Origin of the sequence: Ruicaihuangia caeni (assembly GCF_029952955.1) — a bacterium.
GTDB lineage: Bacteria > Actinomycetota > Actinomycetes > Actinomycetales > Microbacteriaceae > Ruicaihuangia > Ruicaihuangia caeni.
Genome location: NZ_JASATX010000001.1, coordinates 426,788 through 453,444 on the forward strand (window position 1 = coordinate 426,788; position 26,657 = coordinate 453,444).

The 26,657-nt window shown below is 68.4% G+C and carries 18 protein-coding genes and 1 pseudogene; 14 read left to right on the forward strand and 5 right to left on the reverse strand.

What is annotated here, in order from left to right; genetic code table 11:
- Positions 1-391 precede the first annotated feature (391 nt).
- The 7 genes from QF206_RS01900 (at position 392) to QF206_RS01930 (ending at position 6,143) form a co-directional block, all read left to right on the forward strand.
- Positions 392-1,426: a Gfo/Idh/MocA family protein gene (locus QF206_RS01900; protein WP_281487508.1), complete on the forward strand. Its 1,035-nt coding sequence runs from the start codon at positions 392-394 to the stop codon at positions 1,424-1,426.
- Entirely contained in the window at positions 1,423-2,187 is a 765-nt protein-coding gene (locus tag QF206_RS01905) for an SDR family NAD(P)-dependent oxidoreductase (RefSeq protein ID WP_281487509.1), read from the forward strand. The genes QF206_RS01900 and QF206_RS01905 overlap by 4 nt, the downstream gene beginning before the upstream one ends.
- Before the next feature lie 93 nt (positions 2,188-2,280).
- Positions 2,281-3,051 carry an IclR family transcriptional regulator gene (locus QF206_RS01910; RefSeq protein ID WP_281487510.1) on the forward strand — a complete coding sequence of 257 codons (771 nt, stop codon included), beginning with the start codon at positions 2,281-2,283 and terminating at the stop codon, positions 3,049-3,051.
- Between the two features lie 100 nt (positions 3,052-3,151).
- Positions 3,152-3,706, forward strand: a complete 555-nt coding sequence (frr, locus tag QF206_RS01915; protein ID WP_281487511.1) for a ribosome recycling factor — start codon at positions 3,152-3,154, stop codon at positions 3,704-3,706.
- Positions 3,706-4,674: a phosphatidate cytidylyltransferase gene (locus QF206_RS01920; protein ID WP_281487512.1), complete on the forward strand. Its 969-nt coding sequence runs from the start codon at positions 3,706-3,708 to the stop codon at positions 4,672-4,674. The genes frr and QF206_RS01920 overlap by 1 nt, the downstream gene beginning before the upstream one ends.
- Positions 4,675-4,768: 94 nt before the next feature.
- Positions 4,769-5,317, forward strand: a complete 549-nt coding sequence (locus QF206_RS01925; protein WP_281487513.1) for a DivIVA domain-containing protein — start codon at positions 4,769-4,771, stop codon at positions 5,315-5,317.
- A 169-nt stretch (positions 5,318-5,486) separates the two neighbouring features.
- Positions 5,487-6,143 carry an aggregation-promoting factor C-terminal-like domain-containing protein gene (locus tag QF206_RS01930; RefSeq protein WP_281487514.1) on the forward strand — a complete coding sequence of 219 codons (657 nt, stop codon included), beginning with the start codon at positions 5,487-5,489 and terminating at the stop codon, positions 6,141-6,143.
- Positions 6,144-6,605: 462 nt separating this feature from the next.
- On the opposite strand, the gene QF206_RS01940 is transcribed toward QF206_RS01930, so the two are convergent.
- Both QF206_RS01940 and QF206_RS01945 read right to left on the reverse strand, forming a co-directional pair.
- On the reverse strand, positions 6,606-7,664 hold the full coding sequence (locus QF206_RS01940) for an AI-2E family transporter (RefSeq protein ID WP_281487516.1): 1,059 nt from the start codon (positions 7,662-7,664) through the stop codon (positions 6,606-6,608).
- 13 nt (positions 7,665-7,677) lie between these two features.
- A complete protein-coding gene (locus tag QF206_RS01945) occupies positions 7,678-9,909 on the reverse strand; it encodes a hypothetical protein (protein ID WP_281487517.1) in 2,232 nt (743 codons plus the stop codon).
- A 260-nt stretch (positions 9,910-10,169) separates the two neighbouring features.
- Between QF206_RS01945 and QF206_RS01950 the strand changes: the two genes are divergently transcribed.
- Positions 10,170-12,035 carry a DUF8094 domain-containing protein gene (locus QF206_RS01950; protein WP_281487518.1) on the forward strand — a complete coding sequence of 622 codons (1,866 nt, stop codon included), beginning with the start codon at positions 10,170-10,172 and terminating at the stop codon, positions 12,033-12,035.
- Positions 12,032-12,928: a co-chaperone YbbN gene (locus QF206_RS01955; RefSeq protein ID WP_281487519.1), complete on the forward strand. Its 897-nt coding sequence runs from the start codon at positions 12,032-12,034 to the stop codon at positions 12,926-12,928. The genes QF206_RS01950 and QF206_RS01955 overlap by 4 nt, the downstream gene beginning before the upstream one ends.
- Before the next feature lie 24 nt (positions 12,929-12,952).
- Here the strand turns inward: QF206_RS01955 and glgB are convergent.
- The 3 genes and pseudogenes from glgB to glgX form a co-directional block, all read right to left on the reverse strand.
- Positions 12,953-14,803, reverse strand: a pseudogene (gene glgB, locus QF206_RS01960) (1,4-alpha-glucan branching protein GlgB); the annotation flags it as partial.
- 43 nt (positions 14,804-14,846) lie between these two features.
- Complete coding sequence (locus QF206_RS01965) at positions 14,847-16,967, reverse strand: alpha-1,4-glucan--maltose-1-phosphate maltosyltransferase (RefSeq protein ID WP_422785339.1); 2,121 nt, start codon at positions 16,965-16,967, stop codon at positions 14,847-14,849.
- Positions 16,968-17,645: 678 nt separating this feature from the next.
- A complete protein-coding gene (glgX, locus tag QF206_RS01970; protein ID WP_281487520.1) occupies positions 17,646-19,688 on the reverse strand; it encodes a glycogen debranching protein GlgX in 2,043 nt (680 codons plus the stop codon).
- Positions 19,689-19,728: 40 nt separating this feature from the next.
- Here glgX and QF206_RS01975 point away from each other — a divergent pair, with 40 nt between their 5' ends.
- The 5 genes from QF206_RS01975 (at position 19,729) to QF206_RS01995 (ending at position 26,614) form a co-directional block, all read left to right on the forward strand.
- Positions 19,729-20,904, forward strand: a complete 1,176-nt coding sequence (locus QF206_RS01975; RefSeq protein ID WP_281488104.1) for a cysteine desulfurase family protein — start codon at positions 19,729-19,731, stop codon at positions 20,902-20,904.
- A gap of 111 nt (positions 20,905-21,015) precedes the next feature.
- Positions 21,016-22,218, forward strand: a complete 1,203-nt coding sequence (gene mnmA / locus QF206_RS01980; RefSeq protein ID WP_281487521.1) for a tRNA 2-thiouridine(34) synthase MnmA — start codon at positions 21,016-21,018, stop codon at positions 22,216-22,218.
- 72 nt (positions 22,219-22,290) lie between these two features.
- The gene (ligA, locus tag QF206_RS01985; RefSeq protein WP_281488105.1) at positions 22,291-24,528 is read left to right on the forward strand and encodes an NAD-dependent DNA ligase LigA; all 2,238 of its coding nucleotides are present in this window, start codon (positions 22,291-22,293) and stop codon (positions 24,526-24,528) included.
- A 210-nt stretch (positions 24,529-24,738) separates the two neighbouring features.
- Complete coding sequence (locus tag QF206_RS01990; protein WP_281488106.1) at positions 24,739-26,085, forward strand: alpha/beta hydrolase; 1,347 nt, start codon at positions 24,739-24,741, stop codon at positions 26,083-26,085.
- Positions 26,078-26,614, forward strand: coding sequence for a hypothetical protein (locus QF206_RS01995; protein WP_281487522.1), 537 nt, complete (start codon positions 26,078-26,080; stop codon positions 26,612-26,614). The genes QF206_RS01990 and QF206_RS01995 overlap by 8 nt, the downstream gene beginning before the upstream one ends.
- Positions 26,615-26,657: the final 43 nt, after the last annotated feature.

Here is a 26,657-nt window from a genome sequence, read left to right on the forward strand (position 1 = left end):
GATTCGTCCCCCCGGCATGCCGGGAGGGAACGATGAGCGATCGGTTCATCGATTGCCTTTCGTGATTGCGGTTTGGTGCAAGCGCTGCGCTGCATCGTTGCTGCGGCATCCGCAGGGCCCCGGCGAGCATACTCGGCGCGGCTCAATGCCCCAGACGACATATCCCACCGGTGGGCCCGCTGTGCTCGCGCCGATTAGTTCGCCTTCGAATAATGGAACGGTATTCCGACAGAATAGTCAGCAGGGAGCATAACGGCGGAATTGTCGCCCGAAGAACCTTGATAGGTGAGGCGTGCCATCGGGTGGTACACGCGTGGGCGAGGTGGCCCCGCGCCTTGCAAGCTGCTCGCCGAACGCATCGTCAATGACCTGAGAGAACCGGAGTGAACGAGTGTCAGAACTCAGACTCGGATTGTTCGGCGCCGGCCTGATCGGCCGCGAGCACGCGCAATACGCACAGCAGGCGCAGGGCGTCGAACTCGTCGCCGTCGCCGACCCCACGGATGCCGCGAAGCAACTCTCGGCCGAACTCGGCGCCCGGCACTATAACGATTACGCATCGCTGCTCGAGGCCGGCGAGGTCGACGCTGTGATCGTCGCGCTTCCGAACGCCATGCACGCCGATGCGGCCGTAGCTGCCATCGACCGCGACGTCGCGGTGCTCGTCGAGAAGCCGATCGCCGACACGCTCGAGCAGGCCTCGCGCATCGTTGACGCCTCGGAGCGCAGGGGAGTGCCGGTGCTGGTCGGACACCAGCGCCGTTACGCGCCGGATGTGGCAGCAGCGAAGAAGTTCATCGAGTCGGGCGGCATCGGTGAGATCGTGGCGGTCTCGCTCATGAGCACCTGGCGCAAACCCGACGAGTACTTCGACATCGAGTGGCGCCGGCGACGCGGCGGCGGGCCCGTGCTGATCAACCTGATCCACGACATCGACGTCATCCGCTACCTCGCGGGCGAGATCGACACCGTGACGGCACTCGGCTCGTCGAAGGTGCGCGGTTTCGAGGTTCCGGAGACAGTAGGGGCCGTGCTGGAGTTCGCCAATGGGGCGATCGGCACCGCAATGCTCAGCGACGCGGCGGCCTCGCCGTGGAACTGGGACCTCATGGGCTACGGCGCGTACTTCCCCACCACGCCCGGGGACGCCTACTTCATCTCGGGCACCGAGGCGTCGATCGCCCTGCCGTCGCTCACGGTGTTCCGCCACGAGGGCGGCAACCACTGGCAGCTGCCGTTCACCAAGCAGACCATCGATCGTGTGGAAGTGAACCCGTACATCACGCAGCTCGAGCACCTCGTGCGAGTGGTGCAGCAGGGGGAGGCGCCGGTGATCTCGGCGCGCGACGGGTACAACACCCTCGCGGTCGCGACGGCGATCGACGAGGCGCACGCGTCGCGCCAGGTGACGCGAGTCAAGCGATGAGCGAAGCATCCGTCGAGGTCTCCGACGTCTGGCCCGAGCGACACCGGGGGCGGGTCGTGCTCGTGACCGGTGGGGCCGGCGGCCTCGGAGGCGCGGCTGCCGAGCGGCTCGCGGCGGAGGGGGCCGTCGTGCTCGTCGCCGACCTCTCGATCGAAGAGGAGCACTGGGGTGACGAAGGAGCGCGCGTGCGCCTCGACGTCACCGATCAGGACCAGTGGGTCGAGCTCCGTGATCGCGTCCTCGAGCGCTACGGCCGCCTCGACGGTCTATTGGTCGCCCACGGCGCGCAGGGCCCTGAAGCACCCATCGAGGAGGTGCCCTACGACGGATGGCGGCGCACGCTGAGCGTCAACCTCGATTCAGTGTTCCTCGCGCTGCACACGGTGATGGGCGTGATGAGGCAGCAGCGCGCAGGCCGGGTCGTATTGCTGGCCTCCATCTCGGGCCGCGAGGGCAATGCCTCGATGAGCGCCTATTCGGCATCGAAAGCGGGCGTCATCTCGCTCGCGAAGTCGGTGGCGAAGGAGGTCGCCGACTCGGGCATCGTCGTCAACGCGGTCGCGCCCTCGATGTTCCAGACGCGGCTGCTCGACGACCTGAGTCCTGAACGCAACGCGATGCTCCTGTCGAGGGTGCCGATGGGGCGAGTCGGCCACCCCTCGGAGTTCGCCGCGCTCGCCGCCTGGCTGCTCTCGGACGAGTGCAGTTACACGACGGGGCAGGTCTTCGATCTCACCGGGGGTCGGTTCTCGGGAGCGTGAGGCCCCGGCCACGGGGCGAGCACGAGCCGTGATTTTTGGAACACGATTCCGAAAACGCTTGCAGTCTGTGCACCGAATGCCGATAATCCCAGCATGCGCACCAACGAGAACAACGTCGGCGTCTCCGTCATCGACCGCATCATCTCGGTGTTGCACGCGTTCGGAGAACCAGGCGATGTGCTCGGAGTGAGTGAGCTCGCACGACGCACGGCGCTGCCGAAGTCGACGGCAGCGCGCATCGCAGCGGGGCTCGCCCGCCACGGGTTCCTCGATCGCCGCCCGGAGGGATTCCGGCTTGGCGAGCGGCTGGTGCAGCTCGGAGAACGCGCGGCGCGCCCGCAGCCGTTCCAGGAGGGAGCGCAGCAGGCGATCGCCGACCTGCAGGCGGCCACCGGCTACACGGTGCAACTCGCGACGCTCGAGGGCGCTGACGTCGTGTGCGTCGCGATCGCCCGAGGTCGCGCCGGCGCCGCGCCGTTGACCCGACCGGGTTCACGGCTGCCAGCCCACGCCACGGCGCTCGGCAGGGCACTGCTCGCATTCGCGCCCGAGCACCTGACCAAGCGCGTGCTGGCGAGGGGATTGCCGCGGCTGTCGGCGCAAACAGTCACCCAGCCTGGGCGGTTCCTCGAGCAGCTCGCTCAGGTGCGCCGCACCGGCGTCGCCTATGAGTGCGGTGAGACGGCAGCCGGCACCGCGTGCATCGCAACACCGGTGCTCGATGACGAGCGGCGACCGCTCGCAGCTGTCGCGGTCACCGGCATCCCCGCTGACGCCGACCCGGCCCGCTATACGGCGGCGCTGCGCACCACGGCGCTGCAGCTCGCCCGTCACCTGTCTGCCGAGTCGCTGAAGATCGCCTGAGCGCTGAAGCGGCGCGCCTCGGCCGTATTCGGCGCCAGGAGCCGAGGCGGCCCGACACTAAGCTGGTGCTCACACCACAACGCAACGCCAAGGAGCCGCTGTGATCGCCGACGTGCTGGCCGACGCCAAAGACAAGATGAACAAGGCCGTCGAAGTCGCCAAGGACGACTTCGCCAATGTCCGCACCGGCCGTGCCAACCCCGCCCTGTTCCAGAAGATCCTGGTCGACTACTACGGCACGCCGACCCCGCTCGGTCAGCTTGCGACCATGCAGAACCCCGAAGCGCGGATGCTGATCATCACGCCGTTCGACAAGTCGGCGCTGCGAGAGATCGAGAAGGCTGTGGCCAACGCGCAGCACATCGGTGCGAGCGTGGGGAACGACGGGACCATCGTGCGGGCGATCCTCCCTGAGCTCACCCAGGAGCGTCGCAAGGAATACGTGAAGATCGTCAAGAACAAGGCCGAAGAAGCACGCGTCTCGGTCCGGAACATCCGGCGCAAGGCGAAGGACGACCTCGACGCGTTGAAGGACGAATTGGGCGACGACGCGGTGGCCCGAGGCGAGAAGGAGCTGGAGACGCTGACGAAGTCGTTCGTCGATGCGATCGACGAGGCGCTGAAGCGCAAGGAAGCGGAACTGCTCGAGGTCTGATGCGGCGCCCTGACGGGGATCCGCCCACGCGCAGACGCGCACGGAAACGCACCGACCTCGAAGCGCTCGCCAACGACGCTCGCGCAGAACTCGAGTCGCATCTCGCCGAGGCCCGCGCGCACTACGAGGCCATCGAGGAGCGCATCGAGAAGCGCACCGGCCGCAACCTCATCATGGCCATCCTCATAGGCCTGGCGCTGGGCGCGCTGCTGCTGTTCAGCCTGCTCGTCTTCAAAGAGCTCTTCATGCTCTTCGCGGCGGCGCTGCTGTGCCTGACCGCCTTCGAGCTCGCGAGCGCCCTGCGCTTCTCAGGGCGCGACGTGCCGCGAGCGCCTGTCGTGATCTCGGCGATCGCCATCGTGCCCGCGACGTTCTACCTCGGCGCCGCGGGGCAGTGGCTCGCCGCGCTCGCCGGCATGGTGCTCGTCACCGTGTGGCGGCTCGTCGAGTGGGGATTCCGGCGCGCACCGGCCCGCGACGTGCTCCACGACCTCGGCGCAGGGCTCATGGTGCTCACGTATGTGCCGTTCCTGGGCAGCTTCGCGGTGCTGCTTGCCGCCCAGCCAGACGGGCAGTGGTGGACGCTCGCCTTCCTCATCGTGGTGGTCAGTTGCGACACGGGCGCCTATGCCACGGGACTGACCTTCGGCCGGCATCCGATGGCTCCGCGCATCAGCCCGAAGAAGACGTGGGAAGGGTTCGCCGGCTCCGTGGCTGCTGCCATCATCGCCGGCGTGCTCCTCGCGCTGTTCATGATCGATCAGCCGTGGTGGGTCGGGGTGCTCTTCGGCATCGTGCTGACCGCCACCGGCACGCTCGGCGACCTCGCGGAGTCCATGCTGAAGCGCGACCTCGGCATCAAGGACATCAGTTCATGGCTGCCAGGGCATGGAGGGTTCCTCGACCGGCTCGACTCGGTGCTGCCCTCCGCTGTCGCCGCCACGGTCTTCTACCTCATCTTCGCCTGACGCGCGGACCAGCCGCGGCGGCGACGCAGACGCGCCGCACGCGTGAGGGCGTGAACTCGTACGGCACCGTGAACTCGTAAGGCACAATGGGAGCGTGAGCACCTTTCCACGCACCGGCCGATCCGCGCGTGGATACGACGTCGACGAGGTCGAGCGATTCCTCGCCGCAGCGCGCGAGGCGTATCTCGCCGACGGCGACGCGACGCACGACGTCACCTCCGACAGCATCCGACACACGGCCTTCGGCCTGGTGCGCGATGGCTACGACCCCGCGATGGTCGACGCAGCGCTCGAGCGCCTCGAGGATGCGTTCGCCACGCGCGAGCGGGAGCGAGCGCTCGAGCGCGAGGGCCGCTCCGCTTGGGACCAGCAGGCGCGCGGCGCGGCGCAGGAAGTGCTCGACAGGCTCTCGCGTCCCGCAGGGAAGCGCTTCCGTCGGGTCGGGCTGCTGACCACCGGGTATCGGGTCGGCGATGTCGATGCGTTCGCGAAGCGAATCACTGATTTCCTGCAGCTGGGCACGCCGCTGACCGTCACCGAGGTGCGCACCGTCGTGTTCCGCGCGGCGAAGCGAGGGTATGACGAGGGGCAGGTCGACCTTCTGCTCGACGAGGTCGTGCGCACCATGCTCGCGGTGCGCTGATCGGCGCTCATCCACCGCCTGCGACCGCTCCGGTGCATGCAGAACGACGCATCGGTGCCGCTACCAGCGGGCTCATCCATGTCGATGCGGTGATGCGACCTGGCAGTTTTCTCCACGATGCGGTGCGGATGCCCGTATCGCGCGACCTCTCCGTTATGCTTCTGTGATCGTGGGTAAGCACTCGGACGCAGATATCGCAGGGAAGACCCCTCGCGGGCGTCGCCAGACCCTCCGCAACCGGCTCCGCTCCGTGGTCCCGGTGCTCGCATCGACCGCCGCATTCGGCTTCATCGCGCTGTCGGCCATGCCGACGACGATGACGTATGCCGCGGACGGTGGGGAGCAGACGGCTGGGAACCAGACGTTGCGCGCGCAGACGCATGTGCTCGACGGCGAGATCGTCGAAGCGGTCGCACGGGATGACTACAAGGTCGTGAAGCTTCCGCCGCCACCGCCGAAGCCGGCGGCGTCGGCCGGCGTCTCCTCGGTCTACCGCGGTGCCCCCGCGGCCGGCACTCCCGATCCCGGCACTGCGAAGGCGATCGCCTACGACATGGTCATGGCCCGCGGCTGGGACCAGAGCCAGTACGACTGCCTGGTCGCGCTCTGGAACAAGGAGTCCGGCTGGAACGTCTACGCGCACAACAAGTCGAGCGGCGCCTACGGCATCCCGCAGTCGCTGCCCGGCAGCAAGATGGCCACGGCCGGCGCCGACTGGGCGACCAACCCCGCGACGCAGATCACCTGGGGCCTCGGCTACATCTCGGGCCGCTACGGAACGCCGTGCGGCGCCTGGGCGAAGTCTCAGGCGAGCGGCTGGTACTGATCGGCCACAGCGTTGCCGCGTTCGAATAGTGCTCGGCGGCACCGTCGGCAGTCTCACCCGCCGGATGACGAACGTCAGTTGCGCTTCGAGCATTTCGTCGCCGGTATGCGGCGGACCGAGCACAAGCGCGACGGTGAGTGGAATGTGCAGCCGGTGGGAGCGGCATCCGCTCTGAAGAGCTACACGTGCCCGGGGTGCGGGGGATCGATAGATCCCGGGGTCGCGCACCTTGTTGCGTGGCGCGCGGATGGGTTGATGGGCGACGCCCACGATCTCGCCGACCGTCGGCATTGGCACCGCCACTGCTGGAGCATCAGAGGCTGACTCCCGCACCGTCTCGGCCTTGCGGGAATGCCGTTCATCGACCTCAGTCGGTGAGGGCGTGGCCCGGTGCCCTTCGGTCGAGTGGGCTTCTAGACGGCCGAGTGCGCTTCTTAGCGCTTCAGTGCGCTTCAGTGCGCTTCAGTGCGCTTCTTGGCGCGGAATGAACACCTGCTTGACGATGATCAGGATGGAAGCGGTCACCGGAATCGCGACCAGCGCACCGAGGATCCCGAGCAGCGTGCCGCCGGCGAGCGCCCCGATCACCACGAGCACTCCGGGAACCTTGACCGCCCGGTTCATGATGTTGGGGCTGAGCACGTAGGCCTCGACCTGCATGTAGATGAGGTACCAGATCGCGGCCGCGATGACGGTGCTGATCGACTCGGGGTTGAACATCAGCTGCAGCACGACGATCACGACCGAACCCGAGATCGTCCCGACGAGCGGCACGAGCGAGAACAGGAACGCCACGAACGCGAAGAGCACTGGGTACGCAGCGCCGATGATCGAGAGATAGACGAAGCTCAGCACACCGTTGCAGAGCGCCAGCGACACCTGACCGACAACGTAGCGACCGACCGATTCGGTCACCTGCTCGGAGATCTCGATGAAGCGCTCGCGTCTTGAAACGGGCACGAGCGAGTACATGCCGCGCTTCAGCTGCCGCATCGACGAGACGAAGTACAGCGTGAGGATCAGCACGATCAGCCCGCCGAAGGCCCCGCTGGCGATGTTCACGCCCGCAGTGAGCACCCCGCCGCCGATGCCGGCGATGTTCTTGGGATCGAGCAGCGCGTTGACGGCGGCGCCGATGGTCGCGTCGACATCGAGGATCTCCTTCGGAATGAGCGACTGCACATTCGCGATGAAATCGGAGAAGGTGAGACTGTTGGCCCAGTCGCTCACCTGCGTGATGAGCTTCGACGTCTGCGTGACGAGCACCGGGACCAGCGCGAAGACGAGCCCGGCGAAGGCCCCGATCACTGCCACCAGTGTGAGCAGGATCGCGAGCCATCGCGGCACGTCGCGGCGTTCCAGCCAGCTGACCACCGGGTCGAGCCCCAGCGCGATGAAGAGCGCAGCGCCGACATAGGTGAGGATGACCGCGAGCTGATTGATCGCCGCGCCGATCGCGATCGCCACGAGCACGCCGAGCCCGCCGAAGAGCCCCAGCGTGAACGCATTGTGGATCCTCAAGCGCGGCCCCCGCTCACTCGTCGCTCGTCGACTGATCGCTCGCAGCCGACGACTGCTGGGCCCACTGCCCGGCCGTCAACTGCTCTGCCTGTGAGAGTACTCCGCGGAGGTTCGCGAAGTAGCTCGCCACGGCGTCTCGTTCGATGCGCAGTTCGGCGAGACGGTCATCGGCCTCCTGCACGAGCTGTGAGGTGCGCTCTTCGGCCTCGGTCACGAGGGCCTTCGCCTTGGCCTCTGCCTGCTGCATGAGCTGCTTGGCGTCGCTCTCCGCGCGTTCGCGCACCGCCGTGGCGTCGATCTTCGCCTGTGCCTCGAGTCGCTCGAGCTCCTCGCGGCGCTCTGCGGCACGGTTGCTGACATCGGCGAGCTGAGCGTTCGCCTCGTCGAGATGGGTCTGCGCCTCGGCCACCGCCGAGCGGTGGCGCTCGAGCAGTTCGCGCTCGGCAGCGTCGCGTTCGGCGGCGAGCTCCTCGTGCAGTTCGGCACGGGAGCGTTCCACCTCCTGATCAAGCGCCGAGCGGGCGGCATCCGTCTCGTGCGCGAGCTGTGCACGTACCGACTGCACCTCGGAGGCGAGTTCGGCTCGCTGAGCATCGATGTCACGGGCGAGGTCGGCGCGTTGCTTCTCGACCTCGGCCGCGAGGGCAGCCCTGGTGGCGTGGTCGTGCGTCTCCAATTCGGCGCGGATGCTGCGCGTCTCCGCCTCGAGCGCCGTGCGCGCTTGCGCGATCTCGGCCTCGAGCTGAGCCCGCGCTGCTTCGATCTCGCGCTGCAGCGACTCCCGAGTCTGCTCGACCTCAGCAGCCAGTTGCGCCCGCGTCTCCTCGCTCTCTCGGGCGAGCGCTGCGGTGGTGCGATCGACATCGGCAGCGAGCTCGGCGCGAGTCCTGGCCACCTCGGCGGCGAGTTCGGTGGTGGTCCGCTCGACGTGCTCGTCGAGTTCGAGTCGCTTGCGGGCGAGTTCGGCGTCCAGAGCCGAGCGCGCCTGTGCGGTCTCGCTCGCGAGCGCTTCACGGGTCTCGGCGACCTCGCGTTCGAGCGCGTCCCTGCGGCGCTGCACCTCTGCGTCGAGATCGGCTTGCGTGCGCTCCACCCGCTGGCGCAGGTCGTTGTCGATGGTCTCGCGCTCGAGCGCGAGCGCCGTGCGAGCCTCGGTGAGCTCGGCTTCGAGCATTTCGCGCATCGAGCGCTGGTCGCGGTCGAGGCGCTCTCGAAGCGCGTCTTCCTCTGCCATGAGCGTTGCCCGGCGCTCAGTGGTCTCGCGTTCGAGGTCTGCGATGGTGCGCTCGCGCTCTTCGGCGAGCCGCGCGGTCTCGCGCTCGATCTCCGCGTTGAGCGCCGCGCGGGCGCCGTCGATCTCGGCAGCCAGCGCTTCCCGGGTGGTTCGCGCCTCGTTCTCGAGTGCCGCGCGCGTGGTCTCTGTCTCCTGGGCGAGCGACTCAGTCACGGTCTTGCGTTCGCGTTCGAGCAGTTCGCGCTGGAGGTTCACCTCGCGCTCCACGTCGCTGCGCTGCTGCTCGAGGTCGCGCTCGAGCTCTGCGCGGCGCGTGCTGCTCTCGTTCTCGAGGTCAGCGCGGCCCTTCTCCGTGTCGCGCGCCAGCGCCGCGGCTGCCTCTCTCGCCTCAGCAGCCTCTCTCACAGCGAGTGCCTTCAGCTCGGCAGCCTCGCGCTCGGCATCCGCGCGGAATGCGGCGGCCTCGCGCTTCGCGGTGGCCCGGGCCTCGCTCGCCTCTGCAGCGGCGGCTGCCCTCACCGCGGCGGCCTCCCGGATCGCGTCCTGCGTGGTCGCCTCAGCGGTGTCCTGGGCGTCGGCGATGACGTCGTGGGCCTCGGCGCGCGCGGCGTCGAGCGCGCGGGTTGCCGTCTCGCGGGCGTCCTGCAGCATCCGCTCCGACTCGGCCTTGGCATCGGCGAGCATCTTCTGGCTCTCAGCGCGCGACTGCGCTCGCAGCTTCTCTGCGTCGATGTCGGCTTGGCTGATCAGCCTCGTCGACTGCTCTTCCGCGAGACGGAGGGTGCTCTCCAGTCTCGTGCCGAGACCGGCATAGGTGGGGCTTCCGATCTCATCGAGCTCGGACTGAAGATCTTCCAACGCCGCCTGCAGACGGTGCACGTCCTTGCTGAGCTCGGCCTTGTCGGTGTTCGCCTTGATGAGCTCGCGGCGAAGCTCCTGCACGGCGCGATCGACTTCGTCTTTCTTGTAGCCGCGAAGCTCTGTGGCGAACCCGGTATCGTCAGCTGCCAACGGTTGCTCCCTTTTCGAACTGGCGAACATTCAGAGTGTAGTCAGCGACGGTCGGGCTGCCGCCTCGTGAGCCGACGAGCGACCGTTCAGGCGACACTGATCGGCCTCTCAGGACGCTCCCTGGTTGATCCGCCGCGCGTTCGGTACCCTTGAACGTCTTGTCCGCTGCCGCGTGCAGACCTTGCCGACCGAATGCGGTCGAGTGCACGACGATCGATCCGTTCCGTCGCTGCCGGGCAGCACGGAAGGAGTACCCGCCAGTGCGATTCGTGTTCGCGATCGTCGCCTTCGTGGTAGCCGCGCTGATGATCGCCGTGGGCGTCGCCCAGCGCACCATCTTCGCCGGTCCCGACACGGTCGCGGCCGTCGCAGAAGTGACCGAGCCTGCGCCACTGCTGCTGGTCGATGGAGCGGCCCTGAACACCTTCGACGGTCGTCAGACGATCAAGGTCGGCGGCGAGGGCACGCTGTTCGCCGCATACGGCCGCACCTCAGATGTCATGGCCTGGATCGGCGATGCCGCCCATAACAGCATCGAATGGGATGCCGACGCGCAGGAGTTCCGCACGGTGTTCCACGCCGGCGACGAGGCCGCCGTGCCCAACCCGTTCGGCTCCGACCTCTGGCTGGCTGAGTTCAAGCAGGAGAACGAGATCTCGCTGGCAGTGAGCCTGCCCGACGATGTGTCGTTGCTGGTCGCGACAGACGGCACGAACCCGGCCCCCACAGACGTGCGCGTGGTCTGGCCGATGACCGTGAGCAAACCGTGGTCGGGCCCGCTCATCATCGGCGGTGCGGCACTGCTGCTCGTCGGGCTGTTGCTGCTGCTCTGGGCGATCGTGCACCTCCGCAGGTCGCGCGGTCCTCGCCGTTCGCAGCCCAAGGACCCTGACGACCCGACGCCCCCGCGCATCGGCCGGTTCAAGCCGAAGGCCGATGCCGCGGTTCCGCCCCTTCGCCAGAGCGGCCGCCGCGCGATCCGGCCCATGGTCGCCGGTGTTCCGCTCGTGATCTCCGCACTTCTGCTCAGCGGGTGTGCGCCCTCGGAACTGCCCGACTTCATCACGGGCGATGTGCCGCTGCAGACCTCCAGCCCGAAGGATGCCGCTGGAACCGGCGACGCGGAGCAGCAAGAGGCCCCGCCCGCTGTCGCGCTCACCGAGCGTCAGGCCGATCGCATCATCACGCAGGTCGGCACGGCGGTCACTCAGGCGGATGCCGAGCTCAACGCCGATCTCGCGGCGACGCGCCTCGCAGGGCCCGCGCTCGAACTTCGCAAGGCCAACTACTCCGCCCGCGCGATCGACTCGGCCATCGCGCCCGTGGTGCCTGCGATCGCAGACAATCCGATCCAGTTGCTGCTTCCTCAGCAGACCGATACCTGGCCCCGCGTCGTGTTCACTGTGACGCGTGAAGCGCCGCCCGAGCCGGAGCCCACCCAGGCCCCCGGGGACGGCACCGACGCAGGCGAGACCCAGCCCACGGAGCCGAGCGAGGAGACCCCGGCTGCCCCATCGGTTGCGCTCATGCTCGTGCAGGAGAGCCCGCGGAGTCAGTACAAGGTGCACTACGCGATGACGCTCACCTCGGATCTGCCAGAGCTCGCTCCCGCGTCGCTCGGCACCGCTCGACTGCCGCTCGACAGCAAACTGCTTGCGATCGACCCGGCTCAGGTCGTGCCGATGTACGCGGACATCCTGCAGAAGGGCGCTGAGAGCGAATACGCCGACATGGTCAAGATCGAGGGCGACCCCGTGATCGCCGCCTACGGTGCCGAGAAGAAGGCGGAGCGTGCTGCGACGCTCGCTGAGGCCAACGCGGCGATCACGTACACCTCGGCCGCCGGTTCGGGCGATCCCTATGTGCTCGCCACCAACGACCTCGGCGCCATCGTCGCGGTCAATCTCAATGAGACCGAGACCGTCAAACCCAGTACTGCTGGTGCGGCGGTGAACTCCGTCGGCGCGATCAAGGCGCTCTCCGGGCGCGATCAGAGCACTAAGGGATTCACCGCGATCTACGGCATGCAATTGTTGTTCTATGTGCCCGGACTCGGTGATGATGGAGAGCAGATCGTATTGCTCGGCTACAGCCAGGGCCTGATCGGGGCAGCGGAGGTCAATTGAGTAATCCAGCGACAACAGGGCCGAACCTGAGGGGCGCAGTCGATCTCTCATCGCTCGCCGCGAGGCCGGCCGATGGATCGGCCGCGGCGACTGACAGCGTCGTCTTCGAGAGCGACGACCGCGACTTCGGGCGGGTGCTCGAACTCTCGAACCGGGTCCCCGTGATCGTCGAGTTCTACGGAGCCGGGCTCCAGCCGGCGCTCGGCCCGATCGTCGAGAGCTATGGCGGCCGACTCGCGCTCGCGACGGTCGATGGCAACGCGAACCCCCAGCTCGCGCAGGCGTTCCAGGTCGGCCAGGTGCCGGCCGCATCCGCCGTCGTCGCAGGCCGGCCCCTGCCGCTGTTCGTCGGCACCCCGGAAGATGAGCAGGTCCGCCAGGTGTTCGACCAGGTGCTGCAGCTGGCCGCGCAGAACGGTGTGACCGGACAGTTGACCACCTCAGACGCGGATGCCGCCGAGCAGCCGGTCGAGGAACCGCTCTCGCCCGCGCACCAGGAGGCGTTCGACGCCATCCAGCGCGGCGACTACCAGGCGGCGCTGCGCGCGTACGACACCGCCATCGCACAAGACCCCCGTGACCAGGCCGCGGTGGCGGGGCGGGCCCAGGTCGCGCTCCTGCAACGGCTCGATGGCAAGTCGCCGAACGCGATCCGCGTCGCTGCGGCGCAGCACCCCGGCGACGTGCACGCCCAGTTCGAAGTCGCCGACCTCGATATCAGCGGCGGGCACGTGGACGATGCCTTCGACCGCATCCTCGAGATCTTCCCGACGCTTCGTCAGCCCGACAAGAACCGGGCACGCGAGCGCATGGTGGAGTACTTCGAGATCGTGGGCAATGACGATCCCCGCGTCATGGCAGCGCGGCGCCGCCTCACGGCTCTGCTCTATTAGAGCGCGGGTCAACTAGGGGCACGTCTACTGGGCTGGCGAAAGGTAGAGCGCCGAAAGCGGAGGCAAGTACGCTTCGAGCGAGGCGGGCAGCCCATGCAAGTGGTTCGCGCGAGCGTCGACTCCGCCGAGATTGCCGCGCCCCTCACCGCCGAACGGTTCGGCATCCGTGTTGAGCAGCTCGTCCCACCGGCCCGCGGAGGGCACGCCGACCCGGTACCCGTCGATCGCCACCCCGCTGAAGTTGAACAGCGCGAGCACCGGCGCGCCGCCCGTTCCGAATCGGAGGAAGGCGAGCGAATTGCCTGCTGAGTCGTCGCCGACGAGCAGCCGAACTCCCTGCGGATCATCATCTGATCGCCACAGGGCGGCATGGGAGCGGTAGATCCGGTTGAGTTCGCCCACCAGGAGTTGCACGCCCCGATTGCGGGGGCCCGCCGATGCATCCCAGTCGAGGCCGTATTGCTCGCTCCATTCGGTTGGTTGAGCGAACTCCTGGCCCATGAAGAGCAACTGCTTGCCGGGGTGCGCCCACATCAGCGCGAGGTAGGCGCGCAAGTTCGCGAATCGCGCGGCCTCGTCACCCGGCATCCGCTCCAGAAGCGAGCCCTTGCCGTGCACGACCTCGTCGTGACTGATCGGCAGCAGATAGTGCTCGCTGTGCGAGTAGTCGAAGCTGAACGTCAGTTCGCGGTGGTGGTGCGCACGGTGCACCGGATCGCGCTCGATGTAGTGCAGCGAGTCGTGCATCCACCCCATGTTCCACTTGAGCCCGAATCCGAGGCCTCCCTCGCTGGTGGGTCTCGTCACGCCGGGGAACGCGGTCGACTCTTCGGCGATCATCACGACGCCCGGGTGCTGCCGGGAGACCGTGGCGTTCAACTCCTGCAAGAACGCGATCGCCTCGAGGTTCTCGCGCCCGCCGTGCACGTTCGGGTGCCAGACCTCCCGCGAGTAGTCGAGGTAGAGCATCGATGCGACGGCATCCACCCGCAGTCCGTCGACGTGGAACTCCTCGAACCAGTACAGGGCGTTCGCCACGAGGAACCCGCGCACCTCGGGGCGTCCGAAGTCGAAGATCAGGGTTCCCCAGTCGGGGTGCTCGCCGCGCAGGGGATCGGAATGCTCGTACAGGGGTTCGCCGTCGAATCGTGCGAGCGCCCACTCGTCTCGCGGGAAGTGCGCGGGCACCCAGTCGAGGATGACGCCGACGCCGGCCCCGTGCAGGCGGTCGATGAGCTCGCGCAGTTCGTCGGGGTCGCCGAAGCGACTGGTGGGGGCGTAGTAGCCGCTCACCTGATACCCCCAGGAGCCGCCATACGGATGCTCCATGACCGGGAGGAACTCCACATGCGTGAAGCCGAGGCGGGTGACGTGCTCGATGAGCTCGTCTGCGAGCTCGAGGTAGCCGAGCCCCGGCCGCCACGAGCCGAGGTGCACCTCGTAGACGCTCATGGGGGAGGAGAGCGGGTCGGACGCGGCACGACGTCCCATCCAGTCGGCATCGCGCCATTGGTGGCGGCTCGCGAACACGATGGATGCCGTCGCAGGCGGCGTCTCCGCGTACCGTGCCATGGGGTCGGCGCGGTCGACCCATCGGTCGTCCGCGGTGCGCAGCCGGAACTTGTATCGCGCTCCGGCACAGGCGGTATCGGAGAACCCCTCCCAGAGACCGCTCGCGTCCACCCGTCGGAGCGGGGTGCGTGAACCGTCCCAGTCGTTGAAGTCGCCGGCGACCTGTACTTCGAGGGCGCTCGGAGCCCACACCGCGAACGCCACGCCGTCGACGCCGCGATGACGCAGCGGGTGCGCGCCCAGGACTGTCCAGGCGCGCTCGTGACGCCCCTCCGACCAGAGGTGCACGTCGAGCGGGCCGAGCAGCAGCCGGTCGCCGCCCTCCCGTGCGACGGGAGCGGTTCGCTCAGGAGCCACTGCGGCCGCCGATCGGCTCAGGCAGGTCTGTCGGCTGCCTGCTCTGAGCAGATGCGTCAGCAGATGCGTCAGCAGATGCGTCAGCAGATGTGGCGCTCGCGTCGCTCCGAGGGGTGACGTGCAGGATGTGCACAGGGTTTCGGCGGGGGTCCAGCCGCACGTAGTTGTCCGCTCCCCAGTCGTAGCGCTCATCGCTCAGCAGATCGTGCGCGATGAAGCGGCTGTCGAGGGCGAGCCCGAGCCGCGTGACATCGAGGTGCACCGTCGTCTCCCGCACCGCGTGAGGATCGAGGTTGGCGACCACGATGATGGTGTCGTCTTCGCCGGTGGGGGAGTGCTCGGCATCCAGATGCTTGCTGTACACCAGCACGGCATCGTCGTCGCTCCACTGCACGGTGAGATTGCGCAGTTGACCCAGGGCGGGGTGCGCTCGCCGGATGCCGTTGAGCGCGGTCAAGTACGGCGCGAGCGACTCTCCCCGAGCCTCCGCTGCCGCCCAGTCGCGGGGCTTGTACTCGTACTTCTCGTTGTCGATGTTCTCTTCAGACCCGGGGCGCGCCACGTTCTCGATGAGCTCGAACCCCGAGTACACGCCCCAGACGGGAGCCCCTGTCGCCGCGATCGCGGCCCGCACCCGATACGCCGGCTCGCCGCCCGATTGCAGGTACTCAGTGAGGATGTCGGGCGTGTTCACGAACAGGTTCGGCCGCAGGTAGTCGGCCGTCTCATGGGCGAGTTCGCTGAGGTAGTCCTCGAGTTCGCGCTTCGTGTTCCGCCAGGTGAAGTACGTGTACGACTGCTGAAACCCCGCGCCTGCCAACGAGCGCAGCATCGCGGGTCGCGTGAAGGCTTCGGCCAGGAAGACGACGTCGGGGTGCCGCTCGCGCATGGTCCCCAGCAGCCATTCCCAGAAGTCCAGCGGTTTGGTGTGAGGGTTGTCCACGCGGAAGATGCGCACGCCGAGCGAGACCCAGTGCTCCACGATGCGCAAGACCTCACGGCGAAGGCCGTCAGGGTCGTTGTCGAAGTTGAGCGGATAGATGTCCTGATACTGCTTCGGCGGGTTCTCCGCGTATGCGATTGAGCCGTCAGCTCGCCGTGAGAACCACTCTGGGTGCTCCTTCACCCAGGGGTGGTCGGGCGAGCACTGCAGAGCCAGGTCGAGCGCCACCTCGAGCCCATGTTCCTGGGCGGTGCCGAGGAAGGCGGTGAGATCACCCACTGTGCCAAGGTCGGGGTGGATAGCGTCGTGGCCGCCTTCAGCCGCTCCGATCGCCCATGGGGAGCCGGGGTCGTGCGGGCTGGCGTGCAGCGAGTTGTTCGGTCCTTTGCGATGCGTCGTGCCGATCGGGTGGATGGGCGGCAGGTAGACCACGTCGAAACCCATGGCGGCGATGGCCGGCAGCCGCCCCGCCGCGGTGGCGAAGGTGCCGCTTCGCCAGCCGCCGCCCGGGAGGCGTACGGCGCCCTCGCTGCGAGGGAAGAACTCGTACCAGGCCCCGGTGCCCGCCCGTGCGCGCTCCACCCGGAGAAGATGCTCGCTCGACTCGGTGACCAGTTCGCGGGGAGCGTTCGAAGCCATTGCCGTCGATACCGCGGGATTCTGCGCGATTCCCCAGCGCTCGGCGGCCGTCAGCGCATCGTCGAGCATCGCGGAGGCCGCGTCGTCGAGGACGGTCGCGCGGCCCGCGCGCCGCATCAGCGCGGCGCCTTCCGCGAGCACGAGTTCGACGTCCTGTCCGGCGCGGAGCTTCGCGTCCGCGGCCCTGAGCCAGGTGCGCCAGGGATCGGACCAGGCCCGGATGCGGAAGCGCCAGTCGCCGACGGCGTCCAGCCTCGCCTGCGCGACCCAGCGGTCGGTGCCGGCCACGGGCGCATGCATCCTGTGCACTGCCGTGCCTCCGGAGGGATCCGTCAGCTCGACCTCGGCGCCGAGCACGTCGTGGCCCTCTTTGAAGACCGTCGCGCTGAACGGCACGACCTCGCCCGAGAACGCCTTCGGAGGCCATCGCTGTTCCGGTTGGGCGGGGCGCACGAACCTGATCGGGATGCGTCCGATGGTGTCGGCGCCAGCGCTCGTGGCGGTCGTCGGAGCATCGCGTCTGGCCACGCCTCGAAGGTAGCGCGAGGGCTTCCCGCACGGTAGCTGCGCGCTCCCAAGAGTGAATGTGCCTCGTTTTGGGTGAAAGCGAAATCCGCGTCGGCGCTTGTCCGCCGAATGGGGGACCGCTACTGTCGTCAGCGAGGTCACGGCGGCCCCCCAATGCGCGTCGTCGCCTCAGGTAACAACCCCAGCGCGGGCGGTCCCTGAACCCGCCGCCTGCGCCCCTGCTACGCTGCACGATCGCCGCATCGCCTACCCGAAGGCGGGCGGCGATCTGCGCGTGCGGGCATGCGTGACCAGCCCCTGTCTCTCGGCTTTTCCAGTTGACCCACTGCTGCGCGCTTGTCCACATTTCGGTGGACCTGGACCTGTACCCCGCACTGGGGGTGCGTCAATCGGGGTACACGCCGTGTCCTCATCGCGGTGGACCCATATGATGAGGGCATACGGTGAAACCCGAAACCGATTCACTGATCACCCGGCTCAGGATGTCGCTTACCCACACCCTGGGCATCAGCGAATCGGGATCGCCGTGCACGACCATGCGGGGGCCGCGGCGTGATCTGCCTGCGGCCCCTTCTGGTGCCGGTGGGCCGGTAGTCCTCCAAGGCCGGTAGCTCAGCAGGAGCTATTCGCTGGGCGCCCGAGAATCGCCCGTCACCATGGAGTCAGTCGAGGAAACGCTCAGTGCGCGAGCAGCAGTTGCATCGACATCCCCGCGACCTCGAGTTCTGAACCGGAGCCGTGATCGATGGGCGCCTGGTCGAGCGAGTCGCGCGCGGAATCCCACAGCAAGGTGTACGAGTGAACTCCCTCATGCTCGGGAAGGGTCACCGTGACGGGCGAATCGAGGCCGTGCACCACCAGCAGGATCCGGTTCAGCCGCTCAGACTCGTGAGCGGTCGCAGCGAGGTATTGCACCGTTCGTTCGGCGGGAGAGTCCCACTCCTCCCACGTCATCGAGAGCCCCTGCTTGTTGTACCAATCCATCTGAGTGGCGCCGCGGACCGTCTCTCCGAAGCGGCCGTACCGCACGGGGCGGACCGCCGCATTGTCACGACGCAGTCGCAGCAAGGTCCTCGTCACTTCGAGCAGTTCGCGCTGCCACGGCTCCCAGTCCCATGACAGCCAACTCGTCTCGTCGTCGTGACAGTACGCGTTGTTGTTCCCGCGTTGGCTTCGGCCGACCTCGTCGCCCGCGGTGATCATGGGCACGCCCGCGCTCAGCAGCAGCGAGCCGAGCAGGTTCCGCATCGACCGGCGGCGGGCATCCAGCACCTTTCGGTCGTGCGTGGGCCCTTCCGCTCCATGGTTCCAAGACCGGTTCTCATCGGCTCCGTCGCGCCCCGCCTCGCCGTTCCCAAGGTTGTGCTTGCGGTCGTATGACACCAGATCAGCGAGGGTGAATCCGTCATGGGCTGTGACGAAGTTGACGCTCGCCACTGGTCCGCGCGCAGACGAGAACACACGCGCCGAACCGGCAAGCCTGCGGGTGAACGACCCGATGCCATGATTCGCCGCACCACCGCGTGCGGCATCCGCAGCGTCGCGCAGCCAGAAGGTGCGCATCCGATCCCTGAAGCCGTCGTTCCACTCGACGAAGCCGGCCGGGAACGATCCCACCTGCCAGCCGTCGATGCCGAGGTCCCAGGGCTCCACGATGCGCTTCGAGCGCGCCAGCACCGGGTCGGCGAGCACCTCGGTCAGCAGCGGATGCCGGGGGTCGAACCCGTGGTCGGCATCCCGTGCCAGTGCGACGGCCAGATCGAAGCGGAACCCGTCCACCTGCATCTCTTCCGTCCAATAGCGCAGCGAGTCGAGGACCATGCGCCGCGGAACCGGATGCGCCGTGTTGAGAGTGTTGCCGCACCCGGTCGTATCGATGTACTCGCCGTCATCGCCCTGCCGGTAATAGGTCGCATCGTCGATGCCCCGCCAACTGAACGTCGGCCCCTCGGGGCCTTCCTCCGCGGTGTGGTTGTAGACGACGTCGAGTACGACTTCGATGCCCGCGCGGTGGAGTTCCCGCACCATCCCCTTGAACTCCGCGACCACGCCCGTGGCTCCGGCCTCCTGCGCCGCGCGGGTGGCATAGGCCGCATGCGGCGCGAAGAACCCCACGGTGTTGTAGCCCCAGTAGTTGCTGAACCCCATGCGCCTCAGGCGTGCCTCGGTCGTCGACTGATGCACCGGCAGCAGTTCGACCGCGGTGACGCCGAGGGCCAGCAGGTGGTCGATGCTCGCCGGATGCGACAGGCCGGCGTACGTGCCGCGCAGCTGCTCCGGCACCGCAGGGTTCAGTTGCGAGAACCCCTTCACATGCACCTCGTAGACCACGGTGTGCCGCAGGCGCCGCTTGGGCTTCGCCACCCCCTGCCAATCGAACGCTTCATCCGGCACCTGGGCGATGAACCCGGCTGGAGTGCGCACGATGCCGCGGGCCCAAGGGTCGAGCAGGTTCGCGGTCGCATCGAAGCGACCTCGGGTGCCGTCGTCGCCGCGCACACCGAGCGCGTACAACGCCCCGGGCTTGAGCTCTTCGGCATCCGCTGTCCAGACCGACTCGGCGTCGCGCTCGAGCGGGATGACCTTCGACGCCGCGTCGCTCGAGGTCGAATCGAACAGCCGCAACTCGACCGCCGAGGCGCTGCCGCTCCACACACGCATGCTGCCGCCGTCGGGGCCGCTGCGCACGCCGAGCGCGCGTAGCGGATCGGCCCCAGACATGCGATCTAGACTAAGTCAGCGCTCCGAGCGCGCCACCACCATGACCGTCTATCTCGACCACGCTGCCACGTCGCCGATGCCCGACGACGTGCTCGCGACGTACGCCGATGCCCTTCGTCTCGTGGGGAACCCCGCCTCGATCCACGGACAGGGACAGCGAGCGAAGCACACGCTCGAGTCGGCGCGCGAGCAGGTCGCCTCGTCGCTCGGCGCGGAACCGGTCGAGGTCGTGTTCACCTCCGGCGGTACCGAGTCGGTCAACCTGGCGATCAAGGGGCTCTTCTGGGCGCGCTCGCCGCGGCGGCGGGTGCTGGTGGCGCGCGGTGAGCATCACGCCACGGTCGACAGCGCCGAGTGGCTCGAGCGCGTCGAAGGCGCCGAGGTCGAGTGGGTGCCCATCGACGAGCACGGGCGGATCAGACTGGACGCGCTCGCCGAGTCATTGCGAGCGCGCGCGAACGATATCGCCCTCGTGACGCTGCTCTGGGCCAACAACGAGGTCGGCACGCTGCAGCCCATCGATGAGGTCGTCGCGCTCGCGGCACAGTACGGCGTGCCGGTTCACTGCGACGCCGTGGCCGCCTATGGCTACGTGCCGATCGACTTCGACTCGAGCGGCCTCGCCGCGCTCAGCGTCTCGGCCCACAAGATCGGCGGGCCCGTCGGTGTGGGCGCCCTGCTGCTCTCGCGGACGGCGTCGGTCGAGGCGCTCTTGCACGGCGGCAACCAGCAGCGAGCCCGGTCAGGGACGCAGGATGCCGCCGGCGCGGCCGCCTTCGCAGCCGCTGCCGCGCGTCTTGAGCGCTGCGACCTCTACGACCCGGCGCGCATGCGAGCGCTCCGCGACCGCCTCATCGCCGACGTGCAGGCGGCGGTGCCCGATGCCGTGCTGCGCGGACACCCGGAGCTCCGGCTCCCGGGCAATGCGCACTTCACGTTCCCCGGCTGCGAGGGCGACTCCCTGCTCTTCCTCCTCGACATGGCCGGCTTCTCCGTTTCGACCGGCTCGGCCTGCCAGGCCGGCGTACCGGAGGCTTCCCACGTGCTGCTCGCGATGGGCGTTCCGGAATCCGAGGCGCGAGGTGCCTTGCGCATCACGCTCGGGCCGGAGACGACGGAGGACGAGCTCGCTCACTTCGTGCGGGCGCTCCCGGCTGCGGTCGAGCAGGCGCGCGCCGCTGGACTCGCCGACCGCGCGCCGTCGCTCGGGCGCTGATCTGCCCCCTCGCCGATTCGCGGCGCACTGGGTGCGCGTACCCGTTCCACGGACGTGGCTCGTCTTCAGCTCTCGCACTCCGTGCTCAGTCGTGGCTCGTACAATCGTCGCGTGCGAGTACTGGCGGCAATGAGCGGGGGAGTGGACTCCGCAGTAGCGGCTGCGCGCGCCGTGGACGCCGGGCACGACGTGGTCGGGGTGCACTTGGCGCTCAGCCGGATGCCGGGCACATTGCGCACGGGCAGTCGCGGATGCTGCACCATCGAGGACTCGATGGACGCGCAGCGCGCCGCGAATCTGATCGGCATCCCGTACTACGTGTGGGACTTCTCCGAGCGGTTCAAGCTCGACGTCGTCGACGACTTCATCGACGAGTACCGTGCAGGCCGGACCCCCAACCCGTGCATGCGCTGCAACGAGAAGATCAAGTTCGCGGCACTGCTCGAGAAGGCCCTGGCGCTCGGCTTCGACGCCGTGTGCACCGGGCACTACGCGAAGGTGGTCTCGGGTGCCGACGGGCGCCGAGAGCTGCATCGGGCGGCTGCTTGGGCCAAGGACCAGTCGTATGTGCTCGGCGTGCTGACCGAGCAGCAGCTTGCTCACGCGATGTTCCCGCTCGGCGACACTCCCTCGAAGGACGAGGTGCGGGCTGAGGCTGCGGCGCGCGGTTTCAGCGTCGCGAGCAAGCCGGACAGTCACGACATCTGCTTCATTCCGGATGGCGATACACGAGGCTGGCTCGAGGAGCGAGTGGGTGCGGAGCCCGGGGCGATCCTCGACCGCGAGGGAGCGCGCATCGGCACCCATCCCGGTGCTCACGCCTACACGGTGGGTCAGCGCAAGGGACTCAGCATCGGGTTCCCCGCACCCGATGGGCGTCCTCGCTTCGTTCTCGAAGTGAGGCCGAAGACCAACGAGGTCGTCGTCGGCCCCAGAGAGGCGCTCGACGTCGCCCTGATCGCGGGACGCAAGTACAGCTGGGCGGGTCTCGGCCCCATCGAGTCGGGGATCGCAGAAGCCTCAGAGGGGGGCTGCGCCGAGTTCGAATGCCACGTGCAGATCCGCGCTCACGCCGAGCCTGTACCGGCCACGGCAAGCGTGCGCCCGATCGACCCCGCCGACTATGCCGACGGTTCCGCCGCGATCTCCGCTTCGCGGATGAACGAGACCGACGCCTCCTACGAGATGCGCATCGTTCCGAGAGAACCGCTCAACGGCGTCGCCCCTGGGCAGACCGCGGTCGTGTATGTGGGCGAGCGCGTGCTCGGTCAGTGCACCATCGACCGCACCAGATCCGCGATACCGGTGCACTGAGCGCCCGATCGCTCTCGGGCAGGGCGCCTGACGGTCGCCGGGCGAGCGTCGCCGGTCGTTCCTAGACTGGCAATCGTGGCAGAGACCAACACCAGCGCCGAGCTCGACGCCGCGCACGCGGAGGCCGACGCGCTCACGACTCGCATCCTCGAACTCCGCGACGCCTACTACGGACGCAACGAGAGCCTCGTCTCCGACGAGGAGTACGACGCGATGATGCGGCGTCTCGAGGCGATCGAGCGCGCCTTCCCCGAGTTGCAGGGGCAGGACAGCCCGACTCAGACCGTCGGAGGCCGCGCTCAGACCCTGTTCGATCCGGTGGAGCACGCCGAACGCATGCTCAGCCTCGACAACGTCTTCAGCATCACCGAGTTCGAGGCGTGGGCGGCGCGGGTGCAGCGCGATGCAGCACGCGACGTGCAGTGGTTGTGCGAGCTGAAGATCGACGGTCTCGCCATCAACCTCCGCTACGAGCACGGTCGCCTCGCGACTGCGGCGACGCGCGGCGACGGGGTCACCGGCGAAGACGTCACCGAGAACATCGCGTTCATCGACAGCATCCCGAAGCGACTCGCCGGCGAAGGGCACCCCCCGCTCGTCGAGGTTCGGGGCGAGGTGTTCTTCCCCGTGGAGGCGTTCCACCGGCTCAACGCCGCCCAGGCGGAAGCCGGCGAGCGCGTGTTCGCGAACCCGCGGAACGCGGCTTCCGGCAGTCTCCGGCAGAAGGCCGAAGGCAAGTCGCCCGCCCAGCTCGAACTCATGCGGGCAAGGATCTCGGAGTTGCGGATGCTGGTGCACGGGGTCGGCGCATGGGCGAACCCGCCGGTCGCGGCGCAGTCGCAGGTCTACGACCTGCTCGCCGCGTGGGGACTTCCCACGAGCTCCCACTTCAAGGTCGTGCCCTCGATCGAGGCCGCTGCCGAGTTCATCGAGTACTTCGGCGAGCATCGCGACAGCGTCGAGCACGAGATCGACGGCGTGGTCGTCAAGGTCGACGAACTGGCACTGCATGACGAACTCGGTGCGACCAGCCGCGCGCCACGGTGGGCCACGGCCTTCAAGTACCCGCCGGAACAGGTCAACACCAAGCTGCTCGACATCGTGGTGAGCGTGGGTCGCACCGGACGTGCCACACCATTCGCTGTCATGAAGCCGGTGCGCGTGGCAGGGAGCGTCGTGCGGCAGGCCACCCTGCACAACCAGGACGTGGTGAAGTCGAAGGGCGTGCTCATCGGCGACACCGTTGTGCTCCGCAAGGCCGGCGACGTGATCCCAGAGGTGCTGGGGCCTGTGGTCGAGCTTCGCGACGGCAGCGAGCGCGCCTTCGTCATGCCCGAGCGGTGCCCGGAATGCGGCACCCCGCTCCGTCCGATGCGAGAGGGCGACATCGACCTCCGCTGTCCGAACGCCCGGAGCTGCCCGGCACAGGTCCGGGGACGCGTCGAGCACATCGGCAGCCGCGGGGCGCTCGATATCGAGGCACTCGGCGAGGTGTCCGCTGCGGCGCTGACTCAGCCGGATGTTCCCCAGCCTCCGCCGCTCGTCACCGAGGCGGCGCTCTTCGAGCTCACGGTCGACGACCTCCTGCCCATCGAGGTCGTGGTGCGCGATGCCGAGACGGGGCTGCCAAAGCTCGACGCCGATGGCAGCGCCAAACGCCGCACGCCGTTCCGGCGCAACCCCACGGCCGCTGAGAAGCGCGACGGGCTCACCGGTCCTCAGCCGTCATCCGCTGCGCTAACGCTGCTCAGCGAACTCGAGAAGGCGAAGACCAAGCCGCTGTGGCGCCTGCTCGTCAGCCTGAACATCCGGAACGTGGGTCCCGTCGCAGCACGCGCGCTCGCCGACCACTTCGGCTCCCTCGACGCGATCCGGGCGGCATCGCCCGAGGAGCTGGCGGGGGTCGAGGGGGTCGGCGGCATCATCGCCGAATCGGTGCGGCAGTGGTTCGAACTCGATTGGCACGTCGAGATCATCGAGCGCTGGTCGAAGGCGGGGGTGCGGTTCAGCACACCCGGGCACCTCGGCCCTGAAGCGGCCGCTGAGGCAGCGGCCTCGGGCGTCCTCGCCGGCTTGACCGTGGTTGCCACAGGCAGTCTCGAGGGCTTCACACGTGAGGGGGCGCAGGAGGCCATCATCGCGGCCGGCGGCAAGGCCGCGTCGAGCGTCAGCAAGAAGACCGACTTCGTGGCAGCGGGGCCCGGCGCCGGATCGAAGCTCACCAAGGCCGAGCAACTCGGCGTTCGGATCATCGACGCGGCACAGTTCGCGGTGCTGGTCCGCGAGGGGCCGGCAGCTCTCGAGGGGTGAGTCTCGGGCCGGCAGCAGACTGCTCGGGGTGCCGAACGGTTGGCGCGCGTCGCGCTCGAGTGCGGCTCGCCAACAGACAGCGACGCTCCGGTTTCCCCCTGATGAATATCGCTTAACGCTGTTTTCGCGGCCGTTTCCCGCCCTAAACTGGCAGCGCGGTGGTGACAGATGCTCGGTTGCCACCGGAAGGCGAGGGAACCCCCGTTGCTCGTGCTGCTGGCAGCGCTCCTCTTGACCTCGACCGCGATCACGCCCGTCGAGGTCGCCGCCATGCCCGCCGAGCGACCTGCGGCGGCTTCCGAGCTGCTGGATTCCACGCAGGCGCGGGAGTTGCCCAGAGCGGCACCCGAGCGGAAGCAACAGGCGCTCGATGCCGAATGGATGCTGGACGCCGCCGCGAGCGCCCCGCCCGCTGATCTCGCCAAGCGGCTCGCCGCCGACCCTCGTCTCGTCGACAGGTTGCTCATCGCGCCGCCGCCCGCCGTGGCAGTGGCAGCGTGGTGGGAGGGGCTCACGGCGGGTTCGCGGGCAGTGCTGCTCGCGGGCGCACCGCACGTCGTCGGCAACCTCGACGGCATCCCGTACGCAGCGCGTGACCTCGCCAACCACGTCGCGCTGGAGCGGTCGGTCGAGCGCCTGCAGCGCGAGCTCACCGCGGCCGGCCGGAGCGCTCGTGCCGGCATTCAACAGCGGTTGGACGCGCTCTCCGCCGTCGAACGAGCGCTCGGCGAGCCGAATGCGAACCCGCGCCGCAGCCTGATCGCCCTGCAAATCCCCGACGAGGGGGAGCCCACAGCGGCGATCGCGCTCGGCGACCTCGACCGCGCCGACTTCGTCAGCTACTTGGTGCCCGGCATGTTCTTCGGGGTTCGCACCCAGCTCGTGCAGTGGACAGACACCGCCGCGCGCCTCTACGACGAGCAGCGAAGCTGGTTGCGAGTGCTCGCAGAAGCCGATACGAACGCCGGTCGTCAGGACGTGGCGACGATCGCGTGGATCGGCTACCAAACCCCTGACCTGCTCAATGTCGGGGCCCTCGACCTGGCACGCGAGGGCAGCGCGGCGCTGAGCCGCAGCATCCTGGGCCTGCAGACGGTTCGAGCCGATCGCGAGCCTCATGTCTCGGTCCTCGCCCATTCGTACGGGTCCACCGCCGCGCTCATGGCGCTCTCGAACGGTGAGTGCGCCGTCGATGCGCTCGCGCTCGTCGGATCGCCAGGAGGCGAGGCCGCGTCCGTCGAAGACCTGGCCGTAGCGCGCGGCAACGTGTTCGTCGGGGAAGCGGTGTGGGACCCGATCCCCAACAGCTCCTTCTTCGGCGCGGACCCGGGCGCGAGCGGGTTCGGTGCGCGCGTGATGAGCGTCGCGGGCGGCATTGACGCGATCACCAATGAGAAGCTCGACCCCTCGAGCGGACACAACGCCTACTTCGAGCCCGGCACCGAATCGTTGCGCAACCTCGCCCTGATCGGCATCGGGCGCGGAGGCCTCGTCACCGACGGCACCCCGCAAGACGCCATGCGCACGCTCGCCCTCGTTCGCGAAGGCCGTGCCTGAACCCACAGGCACACCACCCGACCCAAGAGATGAGCTCAGCATCCGAACGCCCCATTCCTCTCCCTCCCGGCACCGACCGACGAGCAGGGCCTTCGCAGCGCTCACGGCCCTCGCGTGCTGCGCCCTTCTCGCGGGGTGTGCGCTCAGCGAGGGCAGCGGACTGAGTCCGACCGAGGCACGCGACGCGTTCCTCGACGTCATCGACCGCACGCAGTCCGTCGCCGGCGGCACCTGGGAGCGCCAGGACGATCCGACACCCCGCAGCTGCACCGTGCCGCTCTGGGCCGAAGGGCAGCGGTACCCCGCACTGCGACTCGCGCCTGCTCCCGACGGCAGCGACGAGCGGGACGAGATCGTCGAGGAGGTGACCCAGCTGTGGCGCGAGCTCGGCTACCGCGTCGAGGTGAGCAGCGTCGGCGGCGCCGTCGAGCTCAAAGCCCACGAGAGCCGCTTCGAGAGCCTCATCCTGCGGCTCTCGCCCAACGGGATGACGCTGCAGGGCGAGAGCGAGTGCCGGCCGGCCGAGTGAGCGCTCCCGATCGGTAGACTGAGGCGGTCCCCCTCACCCCGTT